Source organism: Soonwooa sp. T0.1_25, from assembly GCF_057652215.1.
In genome coordinates this window covers 332,844-358,740 of the sequence record NZ_JBYFBZ010000001.1, presented here as the reverse complement: position 1 = coordinate 358,740, position 25,897 = coordinate 332,844, and the positions used below count along the sequence as shown (strand labels likewise).

Here is a 25,897-nt window from a genome sequence, read left to right as displayed (position 1 = left end):
CTCTTTCCTATATTAATTTTTAAGGCACCAATCTTACCACTCTGTAACCTGTGTTAATGTAAGCACCGTTTGGTTTTGCTCGAGTAAATTCGAACTTTGTTGCTAATTGCGTTTGCGATTTATTAATTTGTTTAAAAATCTCGCCTTTTTTATTTTCACGAGACAACATATCATTAACCACATCAAATCCTACAACAGCGTAGCGACTTGGCGTTTTGCAATATTTAGTTTTATAATCTTTAAGAACTTCCTTCTCGAAAGAACCTTCTGTATTAATTTTTTTATCCATCAAATACACCAAGCTCGATTGTGATAAGTCATCCATCTTTTTCTCAAAGGTTGAATTATAAAACATGCTAAATGCTTTGTTACCTGTAACTTCTTTTGACAAGGCAATTAATCGATTTGCAAAAGCCGTCCCAACATTATCATCATCATTTGCCAATACCGCAATAACTGGCGCAGATTGACCTGTCATCATATTTTGGTCTGCTTTGATGTCGTTAGCAGAATTTACAATAATAACTTCTGGTTTCTTTAGAGATTTTTCTAAACCTACTTTCAATGCATTTGCATTTGCTTTAGAATCATCAGCTACAATGTATATTTTTTGATCGGAGTAAACTTGCCCAACTTCCTTCACAATCTTCTCGATGTAAGCATCTTGGTTAGTTTCTGCAATTATTAAATTACTATAATCATATAAATCTTCGGAGTTAGCAAAAGGCGCTACAACAGGGATTTTTTTATTTTTTACAAATTCTAAAACCTCTAAAACACTGGTTTTAAAAAATGGCCCAATTATTAAATCTGTATTATCTTGATTAATCTGTGAAACGCTATTTTTAAACGTATTTTCGTTACCAGCATCAATAACTTTGATGTCAAGATTCATCCCATTAGCAACATTACGCTCGATCGCCAACTTAGCACCAGTCATAAAGTCTAACGCCATCGATCTGTACTTGCTATCGTTAGCGTCAAAACCAAATGGCAACATCATAACAACGTTAAGTGCATCACCATTTTTCTTGCTGTACATAGGATCTAGTTTTTTAATTTTTAAAACCATTCCTGCACGAAGACCATTAATTAAATCTGGATTAAGCGCCAACAATTCGCTCAGATCAACATTAAAACGATTCGTAATTCCGAAAACCGTATCACCACTTTTTACTGTGTAAGTAATAAAATCATCCGAATTGCCTGTTGAATAATTTGTAGAATTAACAGTAGTATTATTGTTGTTTGATGTTGATGTAGTCGTCGTTGTTTTAGTTGGCTTTACATCTTCAATTTCTGTAGTGGTTGTTACGGCATCACCAGCAACTAGAATTTGCTCACCCACTTTAAGACCTTTATCCTCAAGACCAGGATTTAAAGCAAACAATTGTTTTTGCGTAATGTTAAACTCTCTCGAAATTTTATAGTAATTGTCTTTTTCTTTTACAGTATATAAATTTTTTGACTCAACAGTTGATATCTTTGTCGGCTGCGTTGTAGTAGTGGTTGTTGTTGTTGTACTTGCCACAACTGCTGTACTTTCGGCATATTTCTTTATACTTTCCAAAGGAAGAATAACCTGATCACCGATTTTCATGTGAGAATCTAAATCGGGATTTAGCTTTCTAAGATCAGCCTCCGAAATATGATATTGTTTTGTAATACCGTAAATCGTTTGTTTTGGTTGCAGAATAATCGCTCCCGTTTTCGCAGTAGAAGTCGTTGTTGTAACTTTTGGTGTCGTTGTAGTTGTCACAACTTTTCCAGATTTTGAAACCTTTAACACATCACCAATACCAAGCGCACCATCTTTAACTTGAGGGTTAAGTTGGTACAATTCGGCTACAGTTAGTCCGTACTTTTTGGCAATACCATAAGGCGTTTCTTTAGGTTCAACCTTGTGAGTTGCCTGTGCACTTGCTGTTAAAACTGTTGCTAACGCTGATAAAACAAAGAATTTCTTAATCATCTGGAAATTTATATTTACAAAAATAAGGCTTTCAAATTAAATGTGAAATGATCAATTCTGATTTTTCGACATTCATCATATCGTAACAAGATTTTAGCCAATCTCGGCCAGCATCGGCGAAAAAAACAGAAAAATTAAACTGTCGCTCTTGCCAAATTCCGCCAGGATGGACTTTTAAAAATAAATCTTCATATTGCTTTAGCTTTTCGCCTTGCTTGATCCGCTCTGCCCGCAACAATCTTTTTTGCATTCTTTTAAAAGATTTTAGTTGTCGTGTTTCTTCGGCGTCAACAAGGTTTTTAAAACTAATATCTGTTAAACCAGCTTCGTCTTTTAACACAGAAAAACGATTTTTAAAATCTTCTTCTTGTTGAATTAAAAGCTCATGAAGCGGATGATTTTCCACCAAATGTTTTTTAATAATAACCGAAAAATCCTCAAAAAATTCTGCAATTGTTAAATTTAATTTTTCAATTTTCTTAAATGTTTTTTCATTTAAAAACAATAAAGAATTTCGAGGAATCAAAATCGGAAAGGGCAGTTCTACAGAATTAAAAAAATCTGGAAGCTCCAACCAATACATGATTTCGGCGTTACCACCAACATAAGCCAAATTCGGTAAAATGCTTTCCTGATAAGCTGGACGAAGCACCGCATTTGGACTAAATTTTTCGGGGAAATTATTTAATTCTTCTAAAATCTCTTCTTCAGAAAAACTAATGTCTGTGTCCAAAACCTTGTAAACACCATCGATTTTTTCAATACGATTACGTGTTTCCGACAAATAGAAAAGATTTATTTCGCGCGGATTAATTTGGATTTTATGGTATTTTTGTTCGAGAAGTTGACGTTTTTCTGCTGTGGTTTTAAAAAGTTGTTCGTTTAATAATTCCTTTTTAAAAGTAGGAATCATCAACGTTTTAAGATCTTTATCATCACCATCCAACATTAATAAGCCATAATCTGCAAAAAGATTTTGTCCAATAATTCGGGTTGCTTCGGCAAAAGTATTTCCGACTTTATAAGCTTCTTTCATCATCAGAATAAGCTCTGTCCCGAAAACATAATCTTTAAACTCCTTCTCAAACTCAGAAATAAAAAATTGATCTTCAACTTTTATACGACCAACTGCGCCACCTTGTTTGGCTTTAGTTTGATAAAAATGGTTTTCGGTTTTGAAATGGTCAATCTCATCAAAATCATGATCTTCAGTAGCCATCCAAAAAATCGGAACGAAATTTTTAGTTGGAAATTTTTCTTTTAAAAAGTTTGCAGTTTTTATCGTTTGCAAAATCTTATAAATAAAAAAAACAGGTCCCGTAAAAAGGTTAAGTTGATGTCCTGTTGTTATCGTAAATGTCTCTTCATCCTTCAAAAGATCCAGATTCTGCTTTTGCAAATCTGTCAACTTTGAAGATTGCAACTGCATCGATAAACTTGTATGCAAAACCTCGCGATTAGCTTTTGGAAAAGACTTTTGCTTTAATTCTATTTGTTTTGAAATATTATCAAGACTAAAAATCTTGTCACCAGCAAAGCCCAAATCATCGTTAAGAAAATCCTTGATGAGTTGGGGTATATTTTTGATATGATTAAAAGCTATATTCATCACACCAAAATTAACTAAATAAGTACCAAACGATTCCTAAGTTAAGACGAAAATCATAAATCGGAAAATATGGCGCTGTATAAGATTTGTTCTGTAAAAATGTCGTGTTAAAATGTTGCGCTTCGATGTAGAAGAACATTCTTTTAACTTTTAGATTGAAGTAAGCATCAGCAATTGGTTGTCCTCCGATAGAATAAGCTTTGTCATTCGGCAACATAAATTCGTTAAGTATCGGCGAGTAATCTCGCGATGCAAACTTGGTAAAATAATACATTTTGATACCCGCTTGGATTTCCGCTGCATCTTTGAAAGCTTTGGTTTGATAAAACAAATTAGCTCGTCCAATAAAGCTTGGCATCGGATAATAGTCTTTCCCCGAAATGGCATTTTGAAAATGTAGACGACCATTAAGGTTAAACTTCCCATAACGCAAAGTCGCTTCACCACCAACTTGTGTAATATTAAGCGCATCGCTGGCTTGTAAAGACTGTCCTTGATTATTAAAATAAGCATAATTATCAACACGTACCAAATTGAGATAAATATTAGCGTCAAACCATTTTAGTCGCAGTTTTGCACCAAGCTCTGTCACACTTTGATTTTTTGGATCGCTCAGATAATAGTTGTAGCTCGCGTAGTTGGAACTATTAAGGATGTTATTAAAACTCGGTGTCGCGCTTTGAAAATTAAAATGCGCATCGACAAAGTAATCTTTAATAGGTTCGAACTCAACTAAATTTGTCGTTTTAAGAAAGGTCCCGAACGTATTACCATTAGAAAATTCAAGATAAGATTTGAGTTGAAAGCGATTCCAAAGTTTAATTTGAAGATTCCCTAAAGCTCCGAATCTATTTTCTTTTAATTTACCAGGAATTCCTAGAGAATCCGATGGGTAAAGGTTTCCGAAAGTAATACTCTGATGACGAACACCTGCGTCTAGCTTAAAATTCTCTTTGTCCCAAACCAAACTAAAGGTATTACTAAGATTATCCGAATATTTTTTAGAATTTAAACTGTATCCTTTAATGACATTTTTACTGAAAAAATCATCTGCAACCGTTTGATTAAAATAGTACTTGTTGCCCTGATGCGAAATCGTGTGACGCAATTTGAATGGATACTTTTCTGGATCCAAAGGCGCAAACTCGTGACTAAAATAATAGCGACGATAGTAAAGTCTCGATGTAACGCCTTCTAAATTTGTTTCTAAATTTTGTCGGTTTTTAAAACGAGAATCACCACTCAAAAAGACACTTAGATCAGCGATACCGCCATTCTCTTCGTTGTTTACATTTTGATGGATGTAATGTGCAAAAGCTTCGTACTTTTTATTTTTAGAAATATAATGTCCCGAAAAAATAGTATTGTTAGAAGCCGCCAAACTGTTTCTGTACAAGCCTTGCGAACGAAGTCCCATATACTCTATCGCAAAATTGAAATTCTTGCCAACATTTTGCGTGTAAGTCGATTGCAAAGCCGCACCGTTCTTCATCGAATTATGATAAATAAACGTCGCAGTAGGCGTTTTGACATCATAATATTTGATATCGTCAGCACCAAGAATAAAAAAAGATTTATTGGTTGGTAAAACGGACAAATTTTGCTCTTTATTAGTTTCAAAAATTAAAGGCTGAAATCCAGAACCAATATTGGAAAACTGAATTTTCCCAAAATTATCACGGTTGTTAAATTGCGTGAATTCGTAAGAACGCGAAATAGAAAAACTTGTATCAAACAGCTTCTTCTGCGAGAATTGGGTTTGATACAAGTAATCGTTAATTGTAGGTTTAAAAATTTCGAGAGAGTCGGACTTCCCCGAAACCACAACCAAAGTATCTTCACTTTTTCTAGTTTCGTCCTTTGTCGTAACAATCTGCGCTGACAAAAACTGAACGCCGAAAAGTAATATTAAAAGAATGTATTTCATTCGTAAATTTTGAAATACAAAAATAAAGGTTTTTTATGAATTAGTTTTGATTAATAAACTCAACTAATTTTATTAAGTCAGCTTCCTTTGAAAGGTTGATCTTGTTAGACTTGGCGAAGTCTTTTATAGATTGGCTACGCTCTTCAAAACGGTTCGCAAATTCATCAATAGATTTTGTAACTTTATAAAACTGATAGTTAACATTTACCAAGTACAAATCTTTCTCTTTTTCATAATAATCCTTTGCGTCTTTTAAAAATGCATTCGTGCTTTTAGTACCGGATATAAACTCAATTTTTTCTCTCTTATATAGTTTTGCTTTATCGCCATCAACTAGACTTACTAAATAACCGAATTTATTGTTACCATCCACATTATAGTTAAGGCATACATAAGTCTTTTTAAGCTCAGGAAAATTAATAAACAAGGCACTTTGCTTGGTTAAATTGTATAACGTGCCTTTATCATCAAACTCCATTTCATCTGTAAAGGCATTATATCGAAGTTCCTCTTTAATAGCTGAAAAACCTGAAAGTTTTACTTTATGAAAAGCTTTACCGTCAATAAATGGTGATCCCTCCGTTGTTTCATCTTTGATTACCTTCACCCCTCTTGTAAAGAAACCATCAGGTGTAACAACAACATTATCCATGCTAGACTGCGTATCAAGTGTTTGTGCCTTAGCTACAGAAAATATACAAATACATAAAACCAACAATAAATTTTTCATTCAAATAATTTTCTTTAAAAATAAAAAAAACCGCTTAATAAAAGCGGTTTATATTAATAAAAAAACTAAAATATTAGTTTGCGTAACCTGGGTTAGGTTCAACCTTATTACCAGGAACGTTAAGTTCAATTCTAGGAATAGGGAAAGCTAATAAGTTATCTCCGATATTTCTAACAGTACCAGAAACACCAGCAGCATTTCTCTGAGTAATTGGCTGACCTCTTCTCAAAAGATCCCAATAACCAAATCCTTCACCTACAAGTTCCTTTTGTCTTTCTAAGTAAAGTTGATCAATAGTTACCGATTTAATATCATTCATTTGCATATCTACAGTAACAATTACTGGATTACCATGTTGATCTAGCTCTGGTTGACCATTAGCATCTAATTTTGGATAAGCTAACAAACGGTTCTTTAAAATTGACTTGTAATATTCCAAAGCCTTAGTTGCCGTTCCTCCATTAAGTTCTGCTTCGATACCATTCAAAAGAACTTCTTCATATCTAACCAAATGAATATTATCTGTGGTATTAAGATATTTTCCTACTAAGAAGTTCGCAGTATTAATGCTAGGCTTTCTAGTATCATTTGCAGCAAATGTAGATTTAAGATTAGGTAATACTTTCATGTTACCATATCCTGCTGGAGCTGGGTTTAATTTATAAGATACAGATGTTGTACCTAAATCCCCACCAGTACCAACTGCTAATTCAAAAATAGAGTTAGGAGCTGAGTTAGCTTTCGTAAAACTGCCAGCATAATCGGTAGCTCCAACAACTGTATATTTACCTGAAGCAACAATTTCAGCAACTAGACTTCTAACTTTAGCATAATCTTTTTTGTAAAGATAGTATCTTGACATTAAAGCTTTTACCGCCAATGGATTAACTTCAGTCTTATTAGTATATGCATTAGTTGGAAGTGTTGTCATAAGACTAAGTGCTTTATCAAAATCAGCTTCTATTTGCGCTCTTGTATCAGCAACAGAGGATCTACCCATTAATGCTTTAGGATCATAAACAGTTGGAACAACTACTCCTAATGAACCACCAGAATACTCTTGACCAAACATTCTAAGTGCATCAAATAACACTAAAGCTCTTGTTGCGTAAGATTGTCCTTTTAGATAATTACTTCTTGCTTGAATAGCAGCTGGATTTTGTGAAGACTTCCAAGTTAATGCTGCACTAGGAGTATTGTTAATAACAATATTAGCTTTGGCAATAGCTTGGTACATTGCTAAATACGCTTCACGTGGATAAGCATCTGAAGATGTCATTGCATAAGTTGCAACTGTTTGGTAATAACCAGCGCCGTTTGCATAATCAGAATACATATTATTGCTACGAAGCTCCCCTATCATTAAGAAATCTCCACCATAGTATCCAGAAACTCTCATAGACGCATATTGTCCTCTAACAAAAGATTCTAATTCTTCGATAGTATTAAGTGGACCTTGTTGAACTTCTTGAAAGAATTCTGTTTCAACAAAATCATCGCTACATGATGTTAACGCACCTAGGGCTAATGTCGCTAGGACACCGTATTTAAAAATATATTTTTTCATTGTTTCGCTTGATTAAAATTGAAGGTTAAACCCAATTGAGTAAGTCTTTTGAACTGGCAAGTTAAGGTTGTTAGTTGAGTTCAAGTTATTCTCTGGATCAAATCTAAGATTCTTGTCATACATGTGTGTCAAGATGTTATTCCCTTGCAAATAAACTTCGAATCCACCAAGACCTGTACCTTGTAACATCTTACCATCGAATTTGTAACCAACTCTTAGGTTGCTTAATCTCAAGTAATCTGTTTTTGCCAAGAATCTAGTCGACGCTCTGTTAGACGATGTTGCGTTTCCGTAAACTGGTTTCGGGTTAGCTGCATTAGTATTAGTAGGAGTCCAGAAATCTAAAGCATCTTTTGATCCAGGATAAGAGTATGTATATTGACCATCTGATTGTGTATATCCAGACCAATCGTTAAGTACGTGTCCACCAAATCCAAATGTACCTAGAGCGGATAAAGTAAAGTTTTTGTAGAAAACATTCAAGTTAACACCTCCAAAAACATTAGAGTAAGCACGTCCTTGAACTGCCAAACCTGCTTGCGCGTACTTGTTAGTTGTTTCTCCATCTACACCATTTTTATACCATAATGCATCTCCATTTGCTGCATCTACACCAGCCCATTTTCTCATATAGAAAGTACCAATACCTTCTCCTTCTCTAAGGATAGTTGATCCAGTAATGATATCTTGTCCGCCGTATAATGAAGTAATTTCGTTCTTAAGCGTACTTAAGTTACCTCCTAAACTTAAAGTGAAATCTTCTTTGTTAATAATATTAGCATTAACAGTGAATTCAAAACCTTTATTTACCAAAGATCCAACGTTAACATCCATATAAGGATAAACCAATGTTGCACCAGATGGCAATGGAAGACCTTGAGAAGCTGATAATGGCACACTAAATACCAAATCATCAGTCTTCTTATTATAATATTCTGCAGTTATTGTTAATTTGTTCTTAAAGAATCCCATGTCAAGACCTAATGATAAAGGCTTAACTGTTTCCCACTTAAGATCCGGGTTAGAAACATAATTCATTGTTGCTCCTGGATTATCATTATAATTAATTGTATAACGATACAAAGAGTAAGGAATACTTGAAATCGTGTTACCTACTTTCCCATAAGAACCACGTAATTTAAACATAGACACTTTATCCAATTCTTTAATTGCTTGGATTCTTGCTAAGTCAACACCCAAACCGACTGAGTAGAAAGTACCCCATTTTTGATCTTCAGTAAAGTTTGACAATGCATCTCTTCTTACTGACGCATCAATTAGGATTAATTTATCATAATCGTAGTTTAACACCCCTGCGTAACCAGTTCTAGAATTAAGTTTCTTTTCACCTTGTGCATAGATAGGCTTAATAAAATTACTCATTGTTTCTAAGAAAGGTGATCCAACATTGATTCCTTGTCCACCAACAAATCTGTAATTACTTTGGTAAGCCTCTTGAATAGCAGAAACATTGAATCTGTTTTTATCACCTAACTTGAAGCTATAGTTTAAAATATTTTGTAAGTTCCAGTTAAAATATCTACCAGTAGATTCTGATTTACGCCCGTTTACAAGGAAGCCATCTCCATGAAGTGGATTATAGTAAGTTTCATTTTCAATATTATTGTATTCAGCACCTAAAACAATTCTATAACTTAAGTTCTTGATAATCTCGTACTCACCATAAACATTCCCATATACTTTAGCTGTATTTGCTCTAAAGTAATTATGTTCTTGTGTGTAACCCGAATTGAAAAGATTGTTACTTAATCTACCATTACTTCCTCCTAGATAATATGTTCCATTTGCATTATATGCAGGATCTGTTGGTCTTGCAAACAGCTCAAACAAGATAGGGTTAGCAAATCCTCCTCCATTAGGTAATGTATTAATTCTACTGTAAGACAACTGGATATTCGTTCCCATTTTGAACTTATCAGAAGCTTTAAAATCTACTTTAGACGAGAATCCTATTCTTTTGAAATCAGAACCTTTTAATTCACTTTCTTGTAAGAAGTAGTTAGCTGAGTTATAATAAGTAATTCTATCATTTCCACCACTAATCGACGCATTAATAGAGTTCTGGTAAGCAGATCTGCTCGTTACATCTCTCCAATTAGTATCATTTTTAGTTGTGAAAATATTCTGCCCAACTGCACCGTACTCTCCTGCAATCATATCCGCACGAACTTGATCAGGAGTTGTATTATCTGCGTTAGCGAAGGCATACTCTAGTAAATGTCTATACTCTGCAGTATTAAGACCTTCCATTCCTTTGATCGCTCTAGTATTTGTACCAGTTTCAAAGTTTAATGAAATTTTTGGTTTTCCTTTTTTACCCGATTTAGTTGTAATAACAATAACACCAGCACCAGCATCAGCACCATATACAGCAGTTGATGCCGCATCTTTAAGAACGGTTACGCTCTCAATGTCATCATTATTAAGGTTAGCCAAAATGTTAGCTGTAACTGCACCTGACGTTAAATCTCCAGACTGCACACGCACTCCATCAATAACATAGATTGGGTTAACTCCACCATTAACCGATGCAATACCTCTAACACGTACACTTGCGAATCCTCCAGGTTGTCCAGAAGCATTCCCCGTTTGTACCCCAGAGACTCTACCTTGTAGCATTTTATCAACAGAAGCAACAGGAACATCTTTAATTGCATCACTCTTCATCGTTGCAACAGCACCTGTTAATTCTTGTACGGCCTTCTTTTGGCCAAAACCAACAATAACTACCTCTTCAATCTCTTTAGTCGAAGTAGTATCTTTAGCTTTTTGTTGTGCAAAAGCTGCTTGTCCTGTAAAAAACAACACCCCAGCAGTTAACACTCTTAATTTTACATTCATATTAACACTATTTAATATTTACTCGACGCAAATATGTTAATAATATTTAACATGACCAAATTTTTAACTATTCAATATTAAAATGAAAAGCCACCAAACATAATATTTGGTGGCTTCATCTATTATTGAAATACTAATTATTTCTTAATCATTTTAGTATTTTCGAAACTTCCATCTGTATACTTAACTTGGATAATATAAGTACCTTTTGATAAGTTAGATACATTGAAAGTTGCAGCATTTTCTCTCTTAATAGCCTTACCAGCCATATCAATAACAGTAGCAGTTGCAATTTCTTTAGTAGATTTTAATTCAACTTTATCACCAACTGGGTTGTTAGCAATAGTCAACTTAGCCTTAGAAGCATTAACATCGTTAACAGCTAAGAATTGTCCCTTGAATTTATACATTGCACTTACTGGTCCTTCTGCAAGTTGAGCTTGGCTCATCCCCCCCATGTAACCAACTGTAGGACTAACGAACTGTATTGCACCAGAAGAATAATTTGCTTCACCAGCTGGATAAGTCATATCTATCCATGTATGACCACCGTCTGTTGAGTACGAAGAACTATCTCCTGTAGAAACATAAGTATTATCAGTACCAGGAACATATGCTATACTTGAACCATAAAAATTACCTGTTGGGGTTACTTGTGTCCAGTTAGCACCACTATCAGATGTTTCCCAAAGTTCTATAACATTATTATTATTAACTTGTAATAGACCGTTAGTAGAATTTTTAAATGCTAAAAATGCCTGACTACCTTCTGTTGTAACACCTCCAAAGTCGATTGCTGGACTTTGCCAAGCTTGCCAAGAAGTTCCTTTATCTGGTGAGTAAAGAATACGTCCTGTATCCGTACCCATCCAAATATTATTTCCTTGTACATATCTAACATGAGTATATCCAAAATCACCTGCAGAAGCTGGAGCAGATGCCAATTTAGTCCAGTTAGTACCTCCATTTGTTGTTTTATACATTTCAAAAACGTTACCAACAGGATCTCCAGCCGAGATACCTTCGTTTTCGTTCCAGAAATGAACTATATTAGCAAAAGATGCTGATCCATAAGCTGCAGAAGTTTGCTTAGTCCAAGATGTTCCTCCGTTAGTTGTCTTCCAAACACCGTTTTGAGAACCTGATCCAGAAGTTACTACCCATGCGGTAGTAGCAGTTGCCGCACTAAAGTCTCCAATAGTAGCTGCTGAAGGCACTCCAGCAATAACATTGGAAGTCCATGTTGCTCCACCATCAGTCGTTCTTGTCGTATATTTACCTTGATCAGTTGCTGCAGTGGCTGCGTGATCAGCAAACCAAACTGTATTAGCATCAATTACTGTCATTGCATACGGATAATGCAATGCTGGTGCTTGTGTTTGCATCCCATCCCATCCTGGTGCTGTTTGTGCAAAAGAAATTCCTGCAATTGCAAGAGCACCTAAAGAAAATAATAATTTTTTCATAATAATAAATTTAATTGATATTTCAAATATATGATATTTTTTTTGTATGGAGCGAAAAATTCCACTCCATACAAACTATTAATTGTAATTAATAACCTGGATATTGTTTCATATTAGGATTAACATTCATCTCTGTTTGTGAAATAGGAAAAACAAATAACTTACTACCTGCTGGAATTTCACAAATCCCAGAACAATTGGTAGTGTTAGCAAAGCCTAAATTATTTCTTTTCAAATCAAAGAATCTTTGTCCTTCACCAAAAAATTCTTTTTTTCTTTCGTTCAGCACATTTTCCAATGATCCAGACGTGTATGCATTACCTCCTCGTTTAGCTGAAAAAGCATTTAGTTCTACTAAAGCATCTGCCTCTCTATTTAATTTTACAAGAGCCTCCATTTTATTAAGGAAAGCTTCAGACATTCTAAAAATTTTGGGGTTTTGAGTGAAATTGCCGTCCTTCATAGTACGAACATATTTATTAGTCCAAACGCCTTTTGGTGTATCTTCTTGTGGAGTTCCATTTGGATTAAAAAGACCTCTTCTGACGTCTGTACTTTTAAAATTTTGATAAAATTCATTTCTAAATAAAAGCCTCTTCTTGGTGCCTGTATTTGAATAATATGCTGCTAATGCATCGTTAACACCAGGATTTTCTCCAGCTAAAGCCCCCATATTAATTTCCCAAATTGTTTCTGGTTGGTTTTCGCTTATTAAAGGGTCATTACTGGTAAAATACTTCTGGTAATCATCTTTTTTAACAAAATCAAATCCGTTAGACCCTGCACTATTAATTACTTCATTAGCATAATCTAAAGCTTTTTGAGCATCTCCTTGCTTCCCTCTTGTTAAATATACTCTTGATAATAAAAGTTTAGCTGCTGTTGGACTAAGATAACCTTTATTAATTGGGGATAAATTATTCATTAACGCAATACCTCCTTGTAAGTCTTTCTCAATTTGATCGTAAACTTGCATCACAGTAGAACGGCCAAGTTTAGTAGTAGCATCATAGTTCTCCAAATTTAATACTACACCATATTCTTGATTGACACCTTGTGCAGGAGTGGGTGAGTAAAAACTAGCTAAATAATAATAAGAAACTGCTCTAGCAATCATTGCTTCTCCTTTCATATTATTAACTTCCTCAGTGTTTGCTAATTTCGTATTGTTAATAATAATATTAGCTAACACAATACTTCTATATAGACCTCTGGTAATTGAAAATTCATTAATATCCTGAGACCAATTATATGCAGCTGTTAAACGATATCGACTATCCGTACTCTGGTTCGTGATAAATACATTATCCGAAATCAAATCTCCAAAAATCAACAAATCTGCCCCAAAAGTACTTGAACTTTGGTATTCATTGTAGATACCATTTAGTAAGGCTTTCATATCTGCCTCATTTTCTATTGCAGTGTCTATTGTTGTTTCATATGCAGGAGATTCAATTAACCTATCTTGAGAACATGATGTCGCTAATAGAAGACAAAATGCCGATGCTATGTAAATTTTATTTAATTTCATTTTCTTTTTTTTAAAAATCTAAAGATATTCCGAATGACATACTTTTCATGATTGGAGAGGTATAATCATAAAGCCCCTTTCCATTCCATGCTCCTCCACCAGCATTGGAATTAGCTTCAGGATCAAACGTAAGATTTTTGTCGAAAGTATATAACCACAAATTAACTCCTCTTAAATATATACTCAAATTATCTATTCCCACAGACTCTTTAAATAGTCTACCGAAACTATAACTCAATTTTGCTTCTTTTAATCTAATATGATCCCCATCTCTCATCCATCTTGTTGAAGGACCTGCTGCTGTTGAAGTGTTATTTGGTAATTGTATAGGATTAGCAGCATTAGGATTCTCCGGAGTCCAACTATTATACAATGCATCTGTAATCTGATTATTGATTTGGGATCCGTCTCCTAAAGTAAAGTTTTGCCATCTATTATGTACAGAATACTCAAACTGCCCAGTGAAAAATGCACTAAGTGACCAGTTTTTATATCTAAATTCCGTCTTTATACCAGCTGTGTATTTTGGAAAAGGAGATTTACCTTGCCAAACTCTTTTAGCTTCGGTCCTATTACTTGTTGTTGCAGTATGACTAGCGTCAGTATAGAATAAACCATTACCTGTTGCTGGATCAACCCCTGCCCAGTCAAAAGTATAATACTCACCTAATAAATGCCCTGGCGATAAAGCTCTCATATTATTAGAGGTACCATCCATAAATAAGTAATCTTTCTCAACAAGGGATTCGATTGTGTTTTTATTATATGCAAAATTAGCATCAATAATCCACTTAAATTCTTTATTAAATGGCTTGAAATTCATTGTAACTTCAACTCCTTTGTTTAAGATATCTCCAACATTTGCATAATAACTGCTTGGTCCACCGCTTTCTTCAGCTGTAGTGTATGAGAAAATAGCATCAACTGTTCTTCTTTGATATACATCAACCGAACCATTAATGTTGTTATTAAGAACCCCAAAATCTAAACCTAAGTTATATTGTTTTGAAACTTCCCAAACCAAATTTTTATTCCCTGCTGCTGTAATACTACTTGCTGCTTCATTTTCATATAAACTGGATGGAGATAATAATGCAAAGGTATTATACTGAACTCCCCACTGGTCTGCATAAGGAATATTCCCAATCTGACCATAGTTAGCTCTCAATGTTAAATCTGTAAATGTTTCTGGTAAAAAATTTTCCTTAGCAACACTCCATGAACCAGCAATTGACCAGAAATTACCATTTTTCTTGTTTCCTAATGTAGAGTTACCATCTCTTCTTATTTGTCCAGCTAAGTTATACTTTCCATCGAATGTATAATTAAGCCTTCCATAATACGAAATTTGAGTCCACTTAAAGCGATCTTCCCATGGTGATAAAAAGTGTGTTGCTAATGACAAAAATGGAAGTGGTTTAGCTAATTGATCGCCTTGAGCACCCATTGCATAATACTTATGCTCTTGGTATTCCATACCTGCATAAACCTGAAAATCATGCAAATCTCCAATTACTTTACGATAACTTAAAGAATTATTCCAATTCCAATCAAAAGCACTAGTACGAGCCTCTAACACATAACCTCCATAATTAAGACCATCTGCTATAGTTGGATGCCAAAATTTCTTTTCATCTACCGCTTGATACTGAACTCCTAATAATGAATTTGCATAAAGTCCTTTAACTATTTGCCATTCTGCATTCAATGAAGAAACAAAAGTTTTAATAGAACCTGTCATGAAATCTAGGTTTTGAACAGCCAATGGATTAAAATTTTCATTACCATTTCCAAGATTAGTTTGATTATATGATCCATCTTTATTATAAGCGGGATAAATTGGTGCTATATACCAATTTGTTAACCATGGATTTCTATATGCTCCACCATCATCATACGTATTTCTTTCAACATTCGTGAAATTATTTACAAAACTCAAGGTCAATTTCTCACCAAATTTATGATCAATTGCAGAGCTCAAACTTATTCTATCAAACTTACTATTCAAAATCAATGGTTGATTTTGATAGTAAGAACCACCTAATCTAAACGAAGTATTCTCTCCCCCTCCTGATGCAGAAAAATTGTATGTATTTACAATAGAATTATTTCTTTGAACTCTTTTTTGCCAGTTTTCGTCTGTATGACCATCATAGTTCTGACTAGTTGCAAACTGATCAATAGCTGTTTGCATATCAAGAGTTTGACCTGCTCTCCTTGCTTGATTAACATACATTAGCCCACCCCACTGTAAATATTCAGAAGCATTCATATACTTCTGTTTATCATATGCAATTTCTTGAATTGACATATCAGTAGAAAAGTTAAATTTAGTCTTCTGGTTATAACGCCCTTTTTTTGTCGTAATAACAATTACACCGTTAGCACCTCGCGCTCCATATAATGCAGTAGCTGAAGCATCTTTAAGCACAGCTACTTTTTCAATAGTATTTGGATCAATACTCGCTAACGGATTCCAAGATTCCATAACCTGCGAATTATCAGAACCTTTTCCTACAATTACCCCATCAATTACATACAAAGGGTTAGGAGTGCCAATAAGTGATCCCACTCCTCTAATTGTAATCATATTGGTTGAACCTGGATCACCTCCAGTAGTAGAGAATGTTAACCCTGCTACTCTTCCGTTTAAAACTTCATCTACTGAAGCTACTGGCGTACTTTCAAAATTCGCCTTTGACACAACCGTATATGATCCTAATTTAACTGCTGGATCAAGTTTAACACCTCCCACCAAAACAACTTCTTGTATTTTTGTTTCAGTTGTATCGGATTTCTTTTTTTGTGCTAGCATTGAGGCTCCCATAAAGAAAACTGCCCCAGCGCTTAAAACTCGTAGTTTTACGTTCATATTAACACTAATTTGATATTATAGTTTACAAATATGTTAATTTTTTCCTAATACACCAAATTAAATTTAAAAATCCATTAAAACTTTAACATTTAAGTACAAAAATAATAGATTATAAGTTAATGTTTTGACACATTACTCTTAAATCAAACGGTTGTTTATTAAAACAAAAAAAATACCACCGAGAGTTCTCAGTGGTATATTATCCAATACATAATATTGATTATTTCAGTTTCTTCTTAACTGCTACTTCTTCGTAGACTTCTAAGATGTCACCAACTTCAATATCATTATAACCTTTTAGGTTAAGACCACATTCGTAGCCTTTAGTTACTTCTTTAACATCGTCTTTGAAACGTTTTAAGCTTTCTAGCTCTCCATCAAATTTCACGATACCATCACGAAGCAATCTAATTTTAGAATTTCTAGTTACTTTACCAGTTAATACCATACAACCTGCAATAGTACCTACTTTAGAAATTTTGAACACCTCACGGATTTCTACATTACCGATAACTTGTTCTTTAATTTCTGGTGAAAGCATCCCTTCCATCGCTTCTTTAACCTCATCAATAGCAGCATAGATAATCGAATAAGTTCTGATTTCAACTTCTTCTTTATCCGCAATATCTTTAGCGTTTACACTTGCTCTAACGTTGAATCCGATAACAATAGCATCAGATGCCGCTGCTAATAGAATATCACTTTCTGTAATTTGACCAACACCAGAGTGTAAGATATTAACCTGAATTTCTTCAGTTGATAATTGTTGTAACTGATCTGATAATGCCTCTACCGAACCATCCACGTCACCTTTAAGGATAATGTTAAGTTCTTTAAATTCGCCAAGTGCAATACGTCTTCCGATTTCATCCAAAGTAAGATGTTTTTTAGTACGTAAAGTTTGCTCTCTTTGTAACTGCTCTCTCTTCGTAGCAATAGTTTTCGCTTCTTTTTCGTCAGCGTAAATTCTGAATTTATCACCTGCAGTTGGCGCACCATCTAATCCTAAAATAGTTACAGGAATTGAGGGACCAGCGGCCTGCATAGGTTTTCCTCTTTCATCAAGCATTGCCTTAACCTTACCGTGATTTTTACCAGCAAGAATATAGTCACCAACTTTAAGAGTACCATTCTGAACTAATATCGTAGAAACATAACCTCTACCTTTATCTAGAGCTGCTTCGATAACAACACCATTAGCAGCACGATTTGGATTTGCTTTTAATTCAAGCATTTCTGCTTGTAGTAAAACTTTTTCCAACAACGCATCTACGTTATTACCAAACTTAGCAGAAATCTCTTGAGATTGGATGTTACCACCCCATTCTTCTACCAAGATATTCATACCTGATAATTGTTGACGAATGTTGTCTGGATTAGCATTTGGCTTATCAACTTTGTTAAGTGCGATAATCATTGGTACACCAGCCGCTTGTGCGTGCGCAATAGCTTCTTTAGTTTGTGGCATCACGTCGTCATCCGCTGCAATTACGATAATTACAATATCGGTAACTTGTGCACCACGCGCTCTCATCGCTGTAAAGGCCTCGTGACCTGGTGTATCTAAGAATGTAATACGTTGTCCACCTTCTAGTTTAACATTGTAAGCACCGATGTGCTGTGTAATACCTCCAGATTCTCCCGCAATTACATTTGCTTTACGGATGTAATCCAATAATGACGTTTTACCATGGTCAACGTGTCCCATTACTGTAACAATTGGCGCTCTAGCAATAAGATCTTCCTCTGCATCTGGCGTTTCCTCATCTAAGTTTTCTTCCAAGTCAGCATCAGAGAATTCAATTTTATAACCGAATTCGTCAGCAACCAATGTTAAAGTATCCGCTTCTAGACGTTGGTTCATCGTAACCATAACACCTAGTGAGAAACAAGCAGAGATAACCTCAGTCGGGCTAACATTCATTAAGCTTGCTAACTCATTAACAGTAATAAATTCTGTCACTTTAAGTGTTGTATCTTGAGCATCACGTTCTTGTTGAAGTTCGTCTTGCTCTCTTCTCCAGTTACGTTTATCTTTTCTGTGTTTAGCGCCTTTATTTTTACCGCCTTTATTGGTCAGCTTTTCTAAAGTCTCTTTAATTTGATTTTTAACTTGCTCATCTGTTAACTCAACTGGCATAACTCTTTGACCACCGCCTCGGTTGTTACCTCCACGATTATTACCTCCACGATTACCACCTTGGTTATTACCTCCTGGACGATTTCCGCCTTGGTTGTTACCACCTTGACCACCGCGGTTGTTGTTGTTACCGAAACGGTTACCACCTTGACCTTGGTTATTATTACCTCCGCCTTGGTTGTTATTATTGTTGCCGCCTTGTTGGTTATTGTTAGCTCCTGGTTGTCCAGGTTTTTCTATACGTTTTCTTTTCTTCTTAGCAGCATTAGGACCACCAGCATTTGAAGGTTTAGGTTTTGGAGCAAATTGAGATAAGTCAACCGTTTGCTTAAGGATTTTAGGTCCATCAAGTTTTTGATAAACTGTTTCAATTTTTTGTGGCTCGCTATCTTCTGTTGTTTCAGTTGGTTTGTTATCAACAACCTCTTCTTTAGGAGCAAGCGGTTTTTCTTCAACTTTAGGCGTTTCGGCAACTATTTTTGGTGTTTCCACTTTTTTAGGTGCTTCTGGCTTTTCAGTTTTAGGTTCTGGTTTTTCCTTTTTTGTAGGTCGATTTCTGTTTTCTAATTGAGACAAATCAATCTTATCTAAGACTTTGAATTCTTGTTTAGAATCTTCTTTCTTAACTTCTTCAGCTTTTGGTTGTTCTACCACAGGCTCAGCTTTAACCTCGCTAGCAGGCTCTTCCACAACTGGTTTGTTAGAATCAAGATCAATCTTACCTAAAATTTTAGTTTCAGGTTTTAGGTTTGCTTTGGCTCTTATAACCTCAGGCGCTTTTTCTTCGATTTCCAGTTTTTCTTCCGGAACTTTAGAAATCACAACCTCATGAGAAGCTTTACGTTGTTCTCCATCTTTTTTGAACTCAGCTTCTAATGCAGAATATGCCGCTTCTTCTAGTTGAGCGTTAGGGTTACTCTCTACTTCGAAGCCTTTAGATTGTAGAAATTCTACCATCCTTCCCATCGAAATATTAAATTCCTTAACTGCTTTATTTAATCTAATTTTTGGCATTTATAAATGTTCTGTTTTTAATTTTTAAAATTAAAGTATTTTCTTTTTACTGTTTATTAGAGATTGTAACAACTCGCTTAGTCTTCTAATTCTTCTCTAAGAATATTTTTAACCTCTTCGATTGTTTCTTCTTCTAAGTCAACCAAGTTAAGCAATGCTTCTGTATCTTTATCTAATACACTTCTAGCAGTTTCTAGACCAACTTTTTTGAACTCTTCAATAATCCATGATTCGATTTCGTCGCTAAACTCTTTTAGTTCAACATCGTCATCTTCTTGTTTCTCTCTATAAACATCGATTTCGTATTCTGTTAACCAAGATGCCAACTTAATGTTTTGACCTTGTTTACCAATAACTTTAGAAATCTCCTCAATAGGTGTGTAGACCATTGCATAGTTATGCTCTTCGTCTACTTCTACCTTATTAATAATGATATTACCTAATGCTCTCTTCACCAAAATTTCTGGATTCTTAGACCATTGGATAACGTCAATATTTTCATTTCTCAACTCTCTTACAACACCGTGAATTCTTGATCCTTTAACACCCACACAAGCACCAACTGGATCAATTCTGTCATCGTAAGCATCTACAGCGATTTTCGCTTTCTCTCCTGGTATTCTTACAACCTTTTTAAGAATAATTGTACCATCTTGAATTTCAGGAATCTCCAACTCTAGCAATTGCTCTAAAAACTTCGGTGAAGTTCTCGAAATCATAATCTGAGGCTTAGATCCACGGAAGTCAACACTTTCTACAATCGCTCTTACATTATCTCCTTTTTTGAAGAAATCTGACGGAATCTGATTTTCTTTAGGCAAGATAAATTCGTTACCCTCATCATCCAACATAATAACATGCTTGTGACGAATGTGGTGAACTTCTCCTACAACCAACTGTCCAATTCTATCACGGAATTGCTCATACAAAGTCGCATTAAAGTGCTCTTGTATTTTGGTTGCAAGAATCTGCTTAAGTGTAAGAATGTTTCTACGTCCCAATTTAGCAACTGGAATTTCTTGTGTATATTCTTCACCAACTTCAAACGTAGAGTCTATTTTTCTAACTTCAGAGATTTCGATTTCTAAATCATCGTCTTCTGACATTTCGTCTTCAACAATAACCTTGTTTAAGAAAATCTGAAAATCCCCTTTGTCAGGGTTAACAATAACATCAAAATGATCATCAGAATCATATCTTTTTCTCAAAAGCGTTTTAAGAGAATCTTCAATGATCGCCATTAGGTCAATTTTGCTTATATTCTTTACTTCTTTAAAATCGCCAAAAGCTTCAATTAAAGCTAAATTATCCATTGATTATATTTTTCTTATTAAAATTTAATTACCACCAACGCCTTTTTAATCTCATCAAGACGTATTACTTTTTCTTCTTCGACATCTTCCTTACCTTTTCCGATAAGTTTTGGACGACGATATCTCAACAAAAGAGTGATCGAGTCTTCATCCACAGACACCAACTCGCCTTCAATCTTTTCACCAGAAGTCAAAACAACATCTAGTTCTCTGCCAATATTTTTTTGATATTGACGATTAAGAGCTAAAGGTTCCGACAAACCATAAGACATAACCTGCAAAGCAAAATCATGTTCTTCTCGATCCATATTAAACTCTATAGCACGACTTGCATCTAGACAATCTTGTAAAGTTACACCATTATCCCCATCCAAAGTCACTGTAATCTGGTCATCTGCAGAAATCTTAAGATCAACCAAAAACAAATCTTTTCTTTCTTCTAAAAAAGAAGCCAACAAAGCTTCAATCTGCTCTTTAAAACTCATACTTTTCCTTGAATTACGTTTACGAAAAAAGGCATTCTCTCGAAGGCCTTTTCATTCTGTTCCGTAAATCTTTTGCAAATATAGCTACTTTTTTCAAAAAATCCAAATTATATTGAATTTTAAGACTTTACGCTCTCTAATTTGGAAATTTAAATTTAATATTATTAACAAAAAAAAAGCATCATTTCTTCCAACATTAATAAAAAGCAAAATCGACATTATACTATAATATGTTAAAATAATTTATCTTTGTATGAAATTTAAAAACTCAAATCTTGAATATTACTATAGTAGGAACTGGTTATGTAGGTCTCGTAACTGGCACAACACTAGCAGAATTAGGCAATTCTGTATATTGTGTGGACATTGATGAAAAAAAAGTTGAAGGCATGAAGAAAGGCATCGTACCAATCTACGAGCCTAATCTTGAAGAAATGTTCCTTCGAAACATCCACGCTAACAGATTACATTTCACAACTAATTTAAAAGAAGCTTTAGACAAAAGCGAAGTTATTTATCTTGCCTTACCAACGCCTCCCGGTGAAGATGGTTCTGCAGATTTATCTTACGTTCTAAAAGTTGCGAATGACATTGGCGAAATGATGACTGAATATAAAGTTGTTGTTAATAAATCGACTGTTCCGGTTGGCACGGCTGACAAAGTAACTGCTGTTATTGCTTCTAAAACTGATTTACCTTTTGATGTTGTATCAAATCCGGAATTCTTGAGAGAAGGTTTTGCAGTAGAAGACTCTATGAATCCTGCAAGAGTTGTTGTTGGTTGTAGCTCTGACAAAGCAAAAAACATTATGGCTCAAATCTATCAGCCATTCACCAATACGGGCGTTCCAATTATTTTCATGGACGAAAAATCTTCGGAATTAACAAAATATGCTGCCAACTCCTTCCTTGCTGTTAAAATCACCTTCATGAACGAAATCGCAAACTATTGCGAATTGGTTGGTGCTGATGTTGACAAAGTAAGATTGGGTATGGGAAGTGATGATCGTATTGGACATAGATTTTTATTTCCAGGTATCGGATATGGTGGATCTTGTTTTCCGAAAGATGTTAAAGCTTTGATTAAATCTGGACAAGATGAAAATTTCAAATTCCAAATTTTAGAATCGACAGAAGCGGTTAACAATGCACAAAAAGTAATTTTAACAAAAGATATTGAAAAGTATTTCAACGATTTAAAAGGAAAAAAAATTGCACTTTGGGGCTTAGCTTTTAAAGCAAATACGGATGATATTCGTGAAGCTTCATCACTTGACAATATTAAATTATTATTAGAAAAAGGAGCAAAAGTAACAGCATACGACAAAATTGCAGAAGCTAATGTTCGCAATGTTATTGGTGACCAAATCGAATATGCAGAAGATATGTATGCTGCATTACAAGATGCGGACTGCTTATTAATCGCAACAGAATGGCCAGAATTTAAAAATCCTAATTTTGATCTAATGGCATCAAAAATGAAAAATAAAATCATTTTTGATGGACGTAATATGTTCCCATTAGAAGTTCCAGAACGACATGGTTTCTTTTACAAATCAATCGGGCGTAAAACAATTAACAACTAATAGATGAAAAATATCATCATTACCGGTGGCGCTGGTTTTATCGGCTCTCACGTTGTTAGAGAGTTTGTGAAAAATCTACCAAACACTAATATTATCAATCTAGATGCTTTAACTTATGCGGGTAATCTAGAAAATTTAAAAGATATCGAAAATGAACCAAACTACATTTTCGAAAAAGCAGATATTACAAAACCAGAAGAACTAAGAAGGGTTTTTGAAAAGCATAATCCAGACGCTATTATACATTTAGCCGCAGAATCTCATGTTGATAGAAGTATCACTGATCCTAATGCATTTATCAATACTAATGTTAATGGAACTGCTAACTTATTGAATTTAGCGAAAGAGTTTTGGACTCTTAATCCAAATCATCAACATGGTAACTTCCCAGATGAACCGAGAACCAATCTATTCTATCACGTTTCTACTGACGAAGTATACGGAGCATTGGGAGAAATAGGCTTCTTTACAGAAGAAACTTCTTATGATCCAAAATCACCTTACTCAGCAAGCAAAGCTGCATCCGACCACTTGGTAAGAGCTTACGGAAACACTTACGGAATGCCATTTATTGTATCTAATTGTTCTAATAATTATGGTCCAAATCACTTCCCAGAGAAGTTGATTCCGCTTTGTCTTTTCAATATTTTAAATGAAAAACCGCTTCCAATCTATGGCGACGGAAAATATACAAGAGACTGGTTATATGTAATTGACCATGCAAAAGCTATTTTCCAAATTTTCCATGAAGCAAAAACTGGAGAAACGTACAATATTGGCGGTTGGAACGAATGGCAAAACATCGATTTGGTTAAAGAATTAATTAAACAAGTTGACGAAAAAACTGGAAAAGAAGCTGGTTACTCTGAGAAGTTAATTACTTTCGTTAAGGATAGACCTGGACATGACAAGCGTTATGCAATTGATGCAACAAAACTTAACAAAGATCTTGGGTGGAAACCTTCTGTAACTTTTGAAGAAGGACTTTCTAAAACTATCGATTGGTTTTTATCCAACAAAGAATGGTTAGAGAATGTAACTTCTGGAGATTATCAAAAATATTACGACAAACAATATTCCTAAAAAGCGCGAACATATGAAAGGAATTATTCTAGCTGGTGGATCTGGCACAAGATTGTACCCATTAACAATCGCTGTTAGCAAGCAATTGATGCCTGTTTATGATAAGCCGATGATCTATTTTCCCATTTCGACACTATTGCTTGCTGGGATTAGAGAGATTTTAATTATTACAACACCACATGATCAAGAAGCTTTCCAAAGACTTTTAGGTGACGGATCTCAAATTGGATGTCGTTTCGAATATAAAGTTCAGCCATCTCCAGATGGGCTAGCGCAGGCCTTTATCCTTGCTGAGGAGTTTATTGGAGAGGATTCTGTTGCTTTAGTTTTAGGTGATAACATATTCTATGGCACTGGCTTACCTCAACTCCTAGAAAGTAAAACTAACGTAAAAGGAGGTTGCGTTTTTGCCTATCAAGTTTCTGATCCAGAGCGTTATGGTGTTGTAGAATTTGATGAAAATTACAATGCTCTTTCTATTGAAGAAAAACCAACTGAGCCAAAATCAAACTTTGCTGTTCCTGGATTGTATTTTTATGACAACTCGGTTGTGGAATATGCAAAAAATTTGAAACCATCTCCTCGTGGCGAATTGGAGATTACAGATATCAATAAAATTTATCTTGAAAATGGCGAATTAGAAGTTGGGGTAATGAGTAGAGGCACTGCTTGGTTGGATACAGGGACTTTCGACTCACTCCATGAAGCTTCAGAATTTGTGCGTGTTCTTGAAAAAAGACAAGGTTTTAAAATTTCTTGTATTGAAGAAATCGCTTACCGCAAAGGATTTATCAATAAAGAACAATTATTAAAATCAGCAGAAAAATATGGTAAAAGTGGATACGGAACTTATCTAAAAAAACTAATTAAATAAATGAACAACACATCTGATGAAAATAAAAAATGGACTCAAGTCATTGAGTCTGGGCATTCTCTTTTTTCTTTAAACTTAAAAGAAGTTTGGAATTATCGTGACTTAGTCTATATGCTCGTAAAGCGTGACTTTGTTACATCTTTTAAACAAACAATTTTAGGTCCATTATGGTTTTTTATAAACCCAATTTTCACAACAATTATGTATGTAATTGTTTTTGGGAATATTGCAAATCTTTCAACGGATGGCGCCCCACAGTTAGCATTCTACCTAGCGGGTGTAACATTATGGAATTATTTTTCATCTTGCCTTAACAACACTTCTAATGTTTTCCGTGGTAATGCCTCAATATTTGGAAAAGTATATTTCCCGAGACTGGTTATGCCGTTAGCAATTGTAAGCTCTAACCTCATGCAATTTGGCGTACAATTTATATTATTTATTTGTGTAACAGCATACTATTATTTTTTTGAAGGCAACATACATCCTAATATTTGGATATTGGCAACACCTTTTCTAATCGTCCTAATGGCAGCATTTGCAATGGGGATGGGGATGATATTTTCCTCAATGACAACCAAGTATAAAGATTTATCAATGTTGCTTAGCTTTGGGGTCTCTTTATATATGTATGTAACACCAGTGGTATATCCTGTTTCTTCAATGCCTGAAAAATACAGATGGATTGCTGATCTTAACCCTTTAACTGGAATTTTCGAATGCTTCAAATATGCATATTTAGGTGTCGGTGACTTTAACTTAAGTATGCTGCTGTATTCTACTATTGTGATTTTTATGATTCTCCTTTTAGGAACAATTATTTTTAATAAAGTAGAAAAATCCTTTATGGATACAGTTTAACC

16 protein-coding genes are annotated in these 25,897 nt (G+C 34.6%); 4 read left to right on the top strand and 12 right to left on the bottom strand.

Features of this window, described 5'->3' with window-relative positions; all coding sequences use genetic code 11:
- Nucleotides 1-19 precede the first annotated feature (19 nt).
- The 12 genes from AC23MB_RS01690 to rimP all read right to left on the bottom strand — a co-directional run bounded on the left by AC23MB_RS01690 (nt 20) and on the right by rimP (nt 21,491).
- On the bottom strand, nt 20-1,972 hold the full coding sequence (locus AC23MB_RS01690; RefSeq protein ID WP_374329161.1) for a LysM peptidoglycan-binding domain-containing protein: 1,953 nt from the start codon (nt 1,970-1,972) through the stop codon (nt 20-22).
- Between the two features lie 31 nt (nt 1,973-2,003).
- Nucleotides 2,004-3,581 (bottom strand): bacillithiol biosynthesis cysteine-adding enzyme BshC, encoded by a 1,578-nt coding sequence (bshC, locus tag AC23MB_RS01685; protein ID WP_487786378.1) that lies wholly within the window; start codon nt 3,579-3,581, stop codon nt 2,004-2,006.
- Between the two features lie 10 nt (nt 3,582-3,591).
- A complete protein-coding gene (locus AC23MB_RS01680; protein WP_487786377.1) occupies nt 3,592-5,508 on the bottom strand; it encodes a putative porin in 1,917 nt (638 codons plus the stop codon).
- Nucleotides 5,509-5,548: 40 nt separating this feature from the next.
- Complete coding sequence (locus AC23MB_RS01675) at nt 5,549-6,238, bottom strand: hypothetical protein (protein WP_487786376.1); 690 nt, start codon at nt 6,236-6,238, stop codon at nt 5,549-5,551.
- A gap of 73 nt (nt 6,239-6,311) precedes the next feature.
- Complete coding sequence (locus tag AC23MB_RS01670) at nt 6,312-7,805, bottom strand: RagB/SusD family nutrient uptake outer membrane protein (protein ID WP_487786375.1); 1,494 nt, start codon at nt 7,803-7,805, stop codon at nt 6,312-6,314.
- Between the two features lie 12 nt (nt 7,806-7,817).
- Complete coding sequence (locus tag AC23MB_RS01665) at nt 7,818-10,667, bottom strand: SusC/RagA family TonB-linked outer membrane protein (protein ID WP_487786374.1); 2,850 nt, start codon at nt 10,665-10,667, stop codon at nt 7,818-7,820.
- A 137-nt stretch (nt 10,668-10,804) separates the two neighbouring features.
- Entirely contained in the window at nt 10,805-12,133 is a 1,329-nt protein-coding gene (locus AC23MB_RS01660; RefSeq protein ID WP_487786373.1) for a T9SS type A sorting domain-containing protein, read from the bottom strand.
- An 88-nt stretch (nt 12,134-12,221) separates the two neighbouring features.
- Nucleotides 12,222-13,664 (bottom strand): RagB/SusD family nutrient uptake outer membrane protein, encoded by a 1,443-nt coding sequence (locus AC23MB_RS01655; protein ID WP_312321561.1) that lies wholly within the window; start codon nt 13,662-13,664, stop codon nt 12,222-12,224.
- A 10-nt stretch (nt 13,665-13,674) separates the two neighbouring features.
- Entirely contained in the window at nt 13,675-16,536 is a 2,862-nt protein-coding gene (locus AC23MB_RS01650; protein ID WP_487786372.1) for a SusC/RagA family TonB-linked outer membrane protein, read from the bottom strand.
- Nucleotides 16,537-16,759: 223 nt separating this feature from the next.
- A complete protein-coding gene (gene infB / locus AC23MB_RS01645; RefSeq protein WP_487786371.1) occupies nt 16,760-19,693 on the bottom strand; it encodes a translation initiation factor IF-2 in 2,934 nt (977 codons plus the stop codon).
- Between the two features lie 77 nt (nt 19,694-19,770).
- Nucleotides 19,771-21,006 (bottom strand): transcription termination factor NusA, encoded by a 1,236-nt coding sequence (gene nusA, locus AC23MB_RS01640; RefSeq protein ID WP_313027182.1) that lies wholly within the window; start codon nt 21,004-21,006, stop codon nt 19,771-19,773.
- A gap of 17 nt (nt 21,007-21,023) precedes the next feature.
- The gene (rimP, locus tag AC23MB_RS01635; RefSeq protein WP_487786370.1) at nt 21,024-21,491 is read right to left on the bottom strand and encodes a ribosome assembly cofactor RimP; all 468 of its coding nucleotides are present in this window, start codon (nt 21,489-21,491) and stop codon (nt 21,024-21,026) included.
- Between the two features lie 275 nt (nt 21,492-21,766).
- Between rimP and AC23MB_RS01630 the strand changes: the two genes are divergently transcribed.
- The 4 genes from AC23MB_RS01630 to AC23MB_RS01615 are packed head-to-tail and all read left to right on the top strand — an operon-like array spanning nt 21,767 to nt 25,895.
- Nucleotides 21,767-23,077 carry a UDP-glucose dehydrogenase family protein gene (locus tag AC23MB_RS01630; RefSeq protein ID WP_487786369.1) on the top strand — a complete coding sequence of 437 codons (1,311 nt, stop codon included), beginning with the start codon at nt 21,767-21,769 and terminating at the stop codon, nt 23,075-23,077.
- 3 nt (nt 23,078-23,080) lie between these two features.
- Nucleotides 23,081-24,160: a dTDP-glucose 4,6-dehydratase gene (gene rfbB, locus AC23MB_RS01625; protein WP_487786368.1), complete on the top strand. Its 1,080-nt coding sequence runs from the start codon at nt 23,081-23,083 to the stop codon at nt 24,158-24,160.
- Nucleotides 24,161-24,173: 13 nt separating this feature from the next.
- Nucleotides 24,174-25,034 (top strand): glucose-1-phosphate thymidylyltransferase RfbA, encoded by an 861-nt coding sequence (gene rfbA, locus AC23MB_RS01620; RefSeq protein ID WP_487786367.1) that lies wholly within the window; start codon nt 24,174-24,176, stop codon nt 25,032-25,034.
- Nucleotides 25,035-25,895, top strand: coding sequence for an ABC transporter permease (locus AC23MB_RS01615; RefSeq protein WP_487786366.1), 861 nt, complete (start codon nt 25,035-25,037; stop codon nt 25,893-25,895).
- Nucleotides 25,896-25,897: the final 2 nt, after the last annotated feature.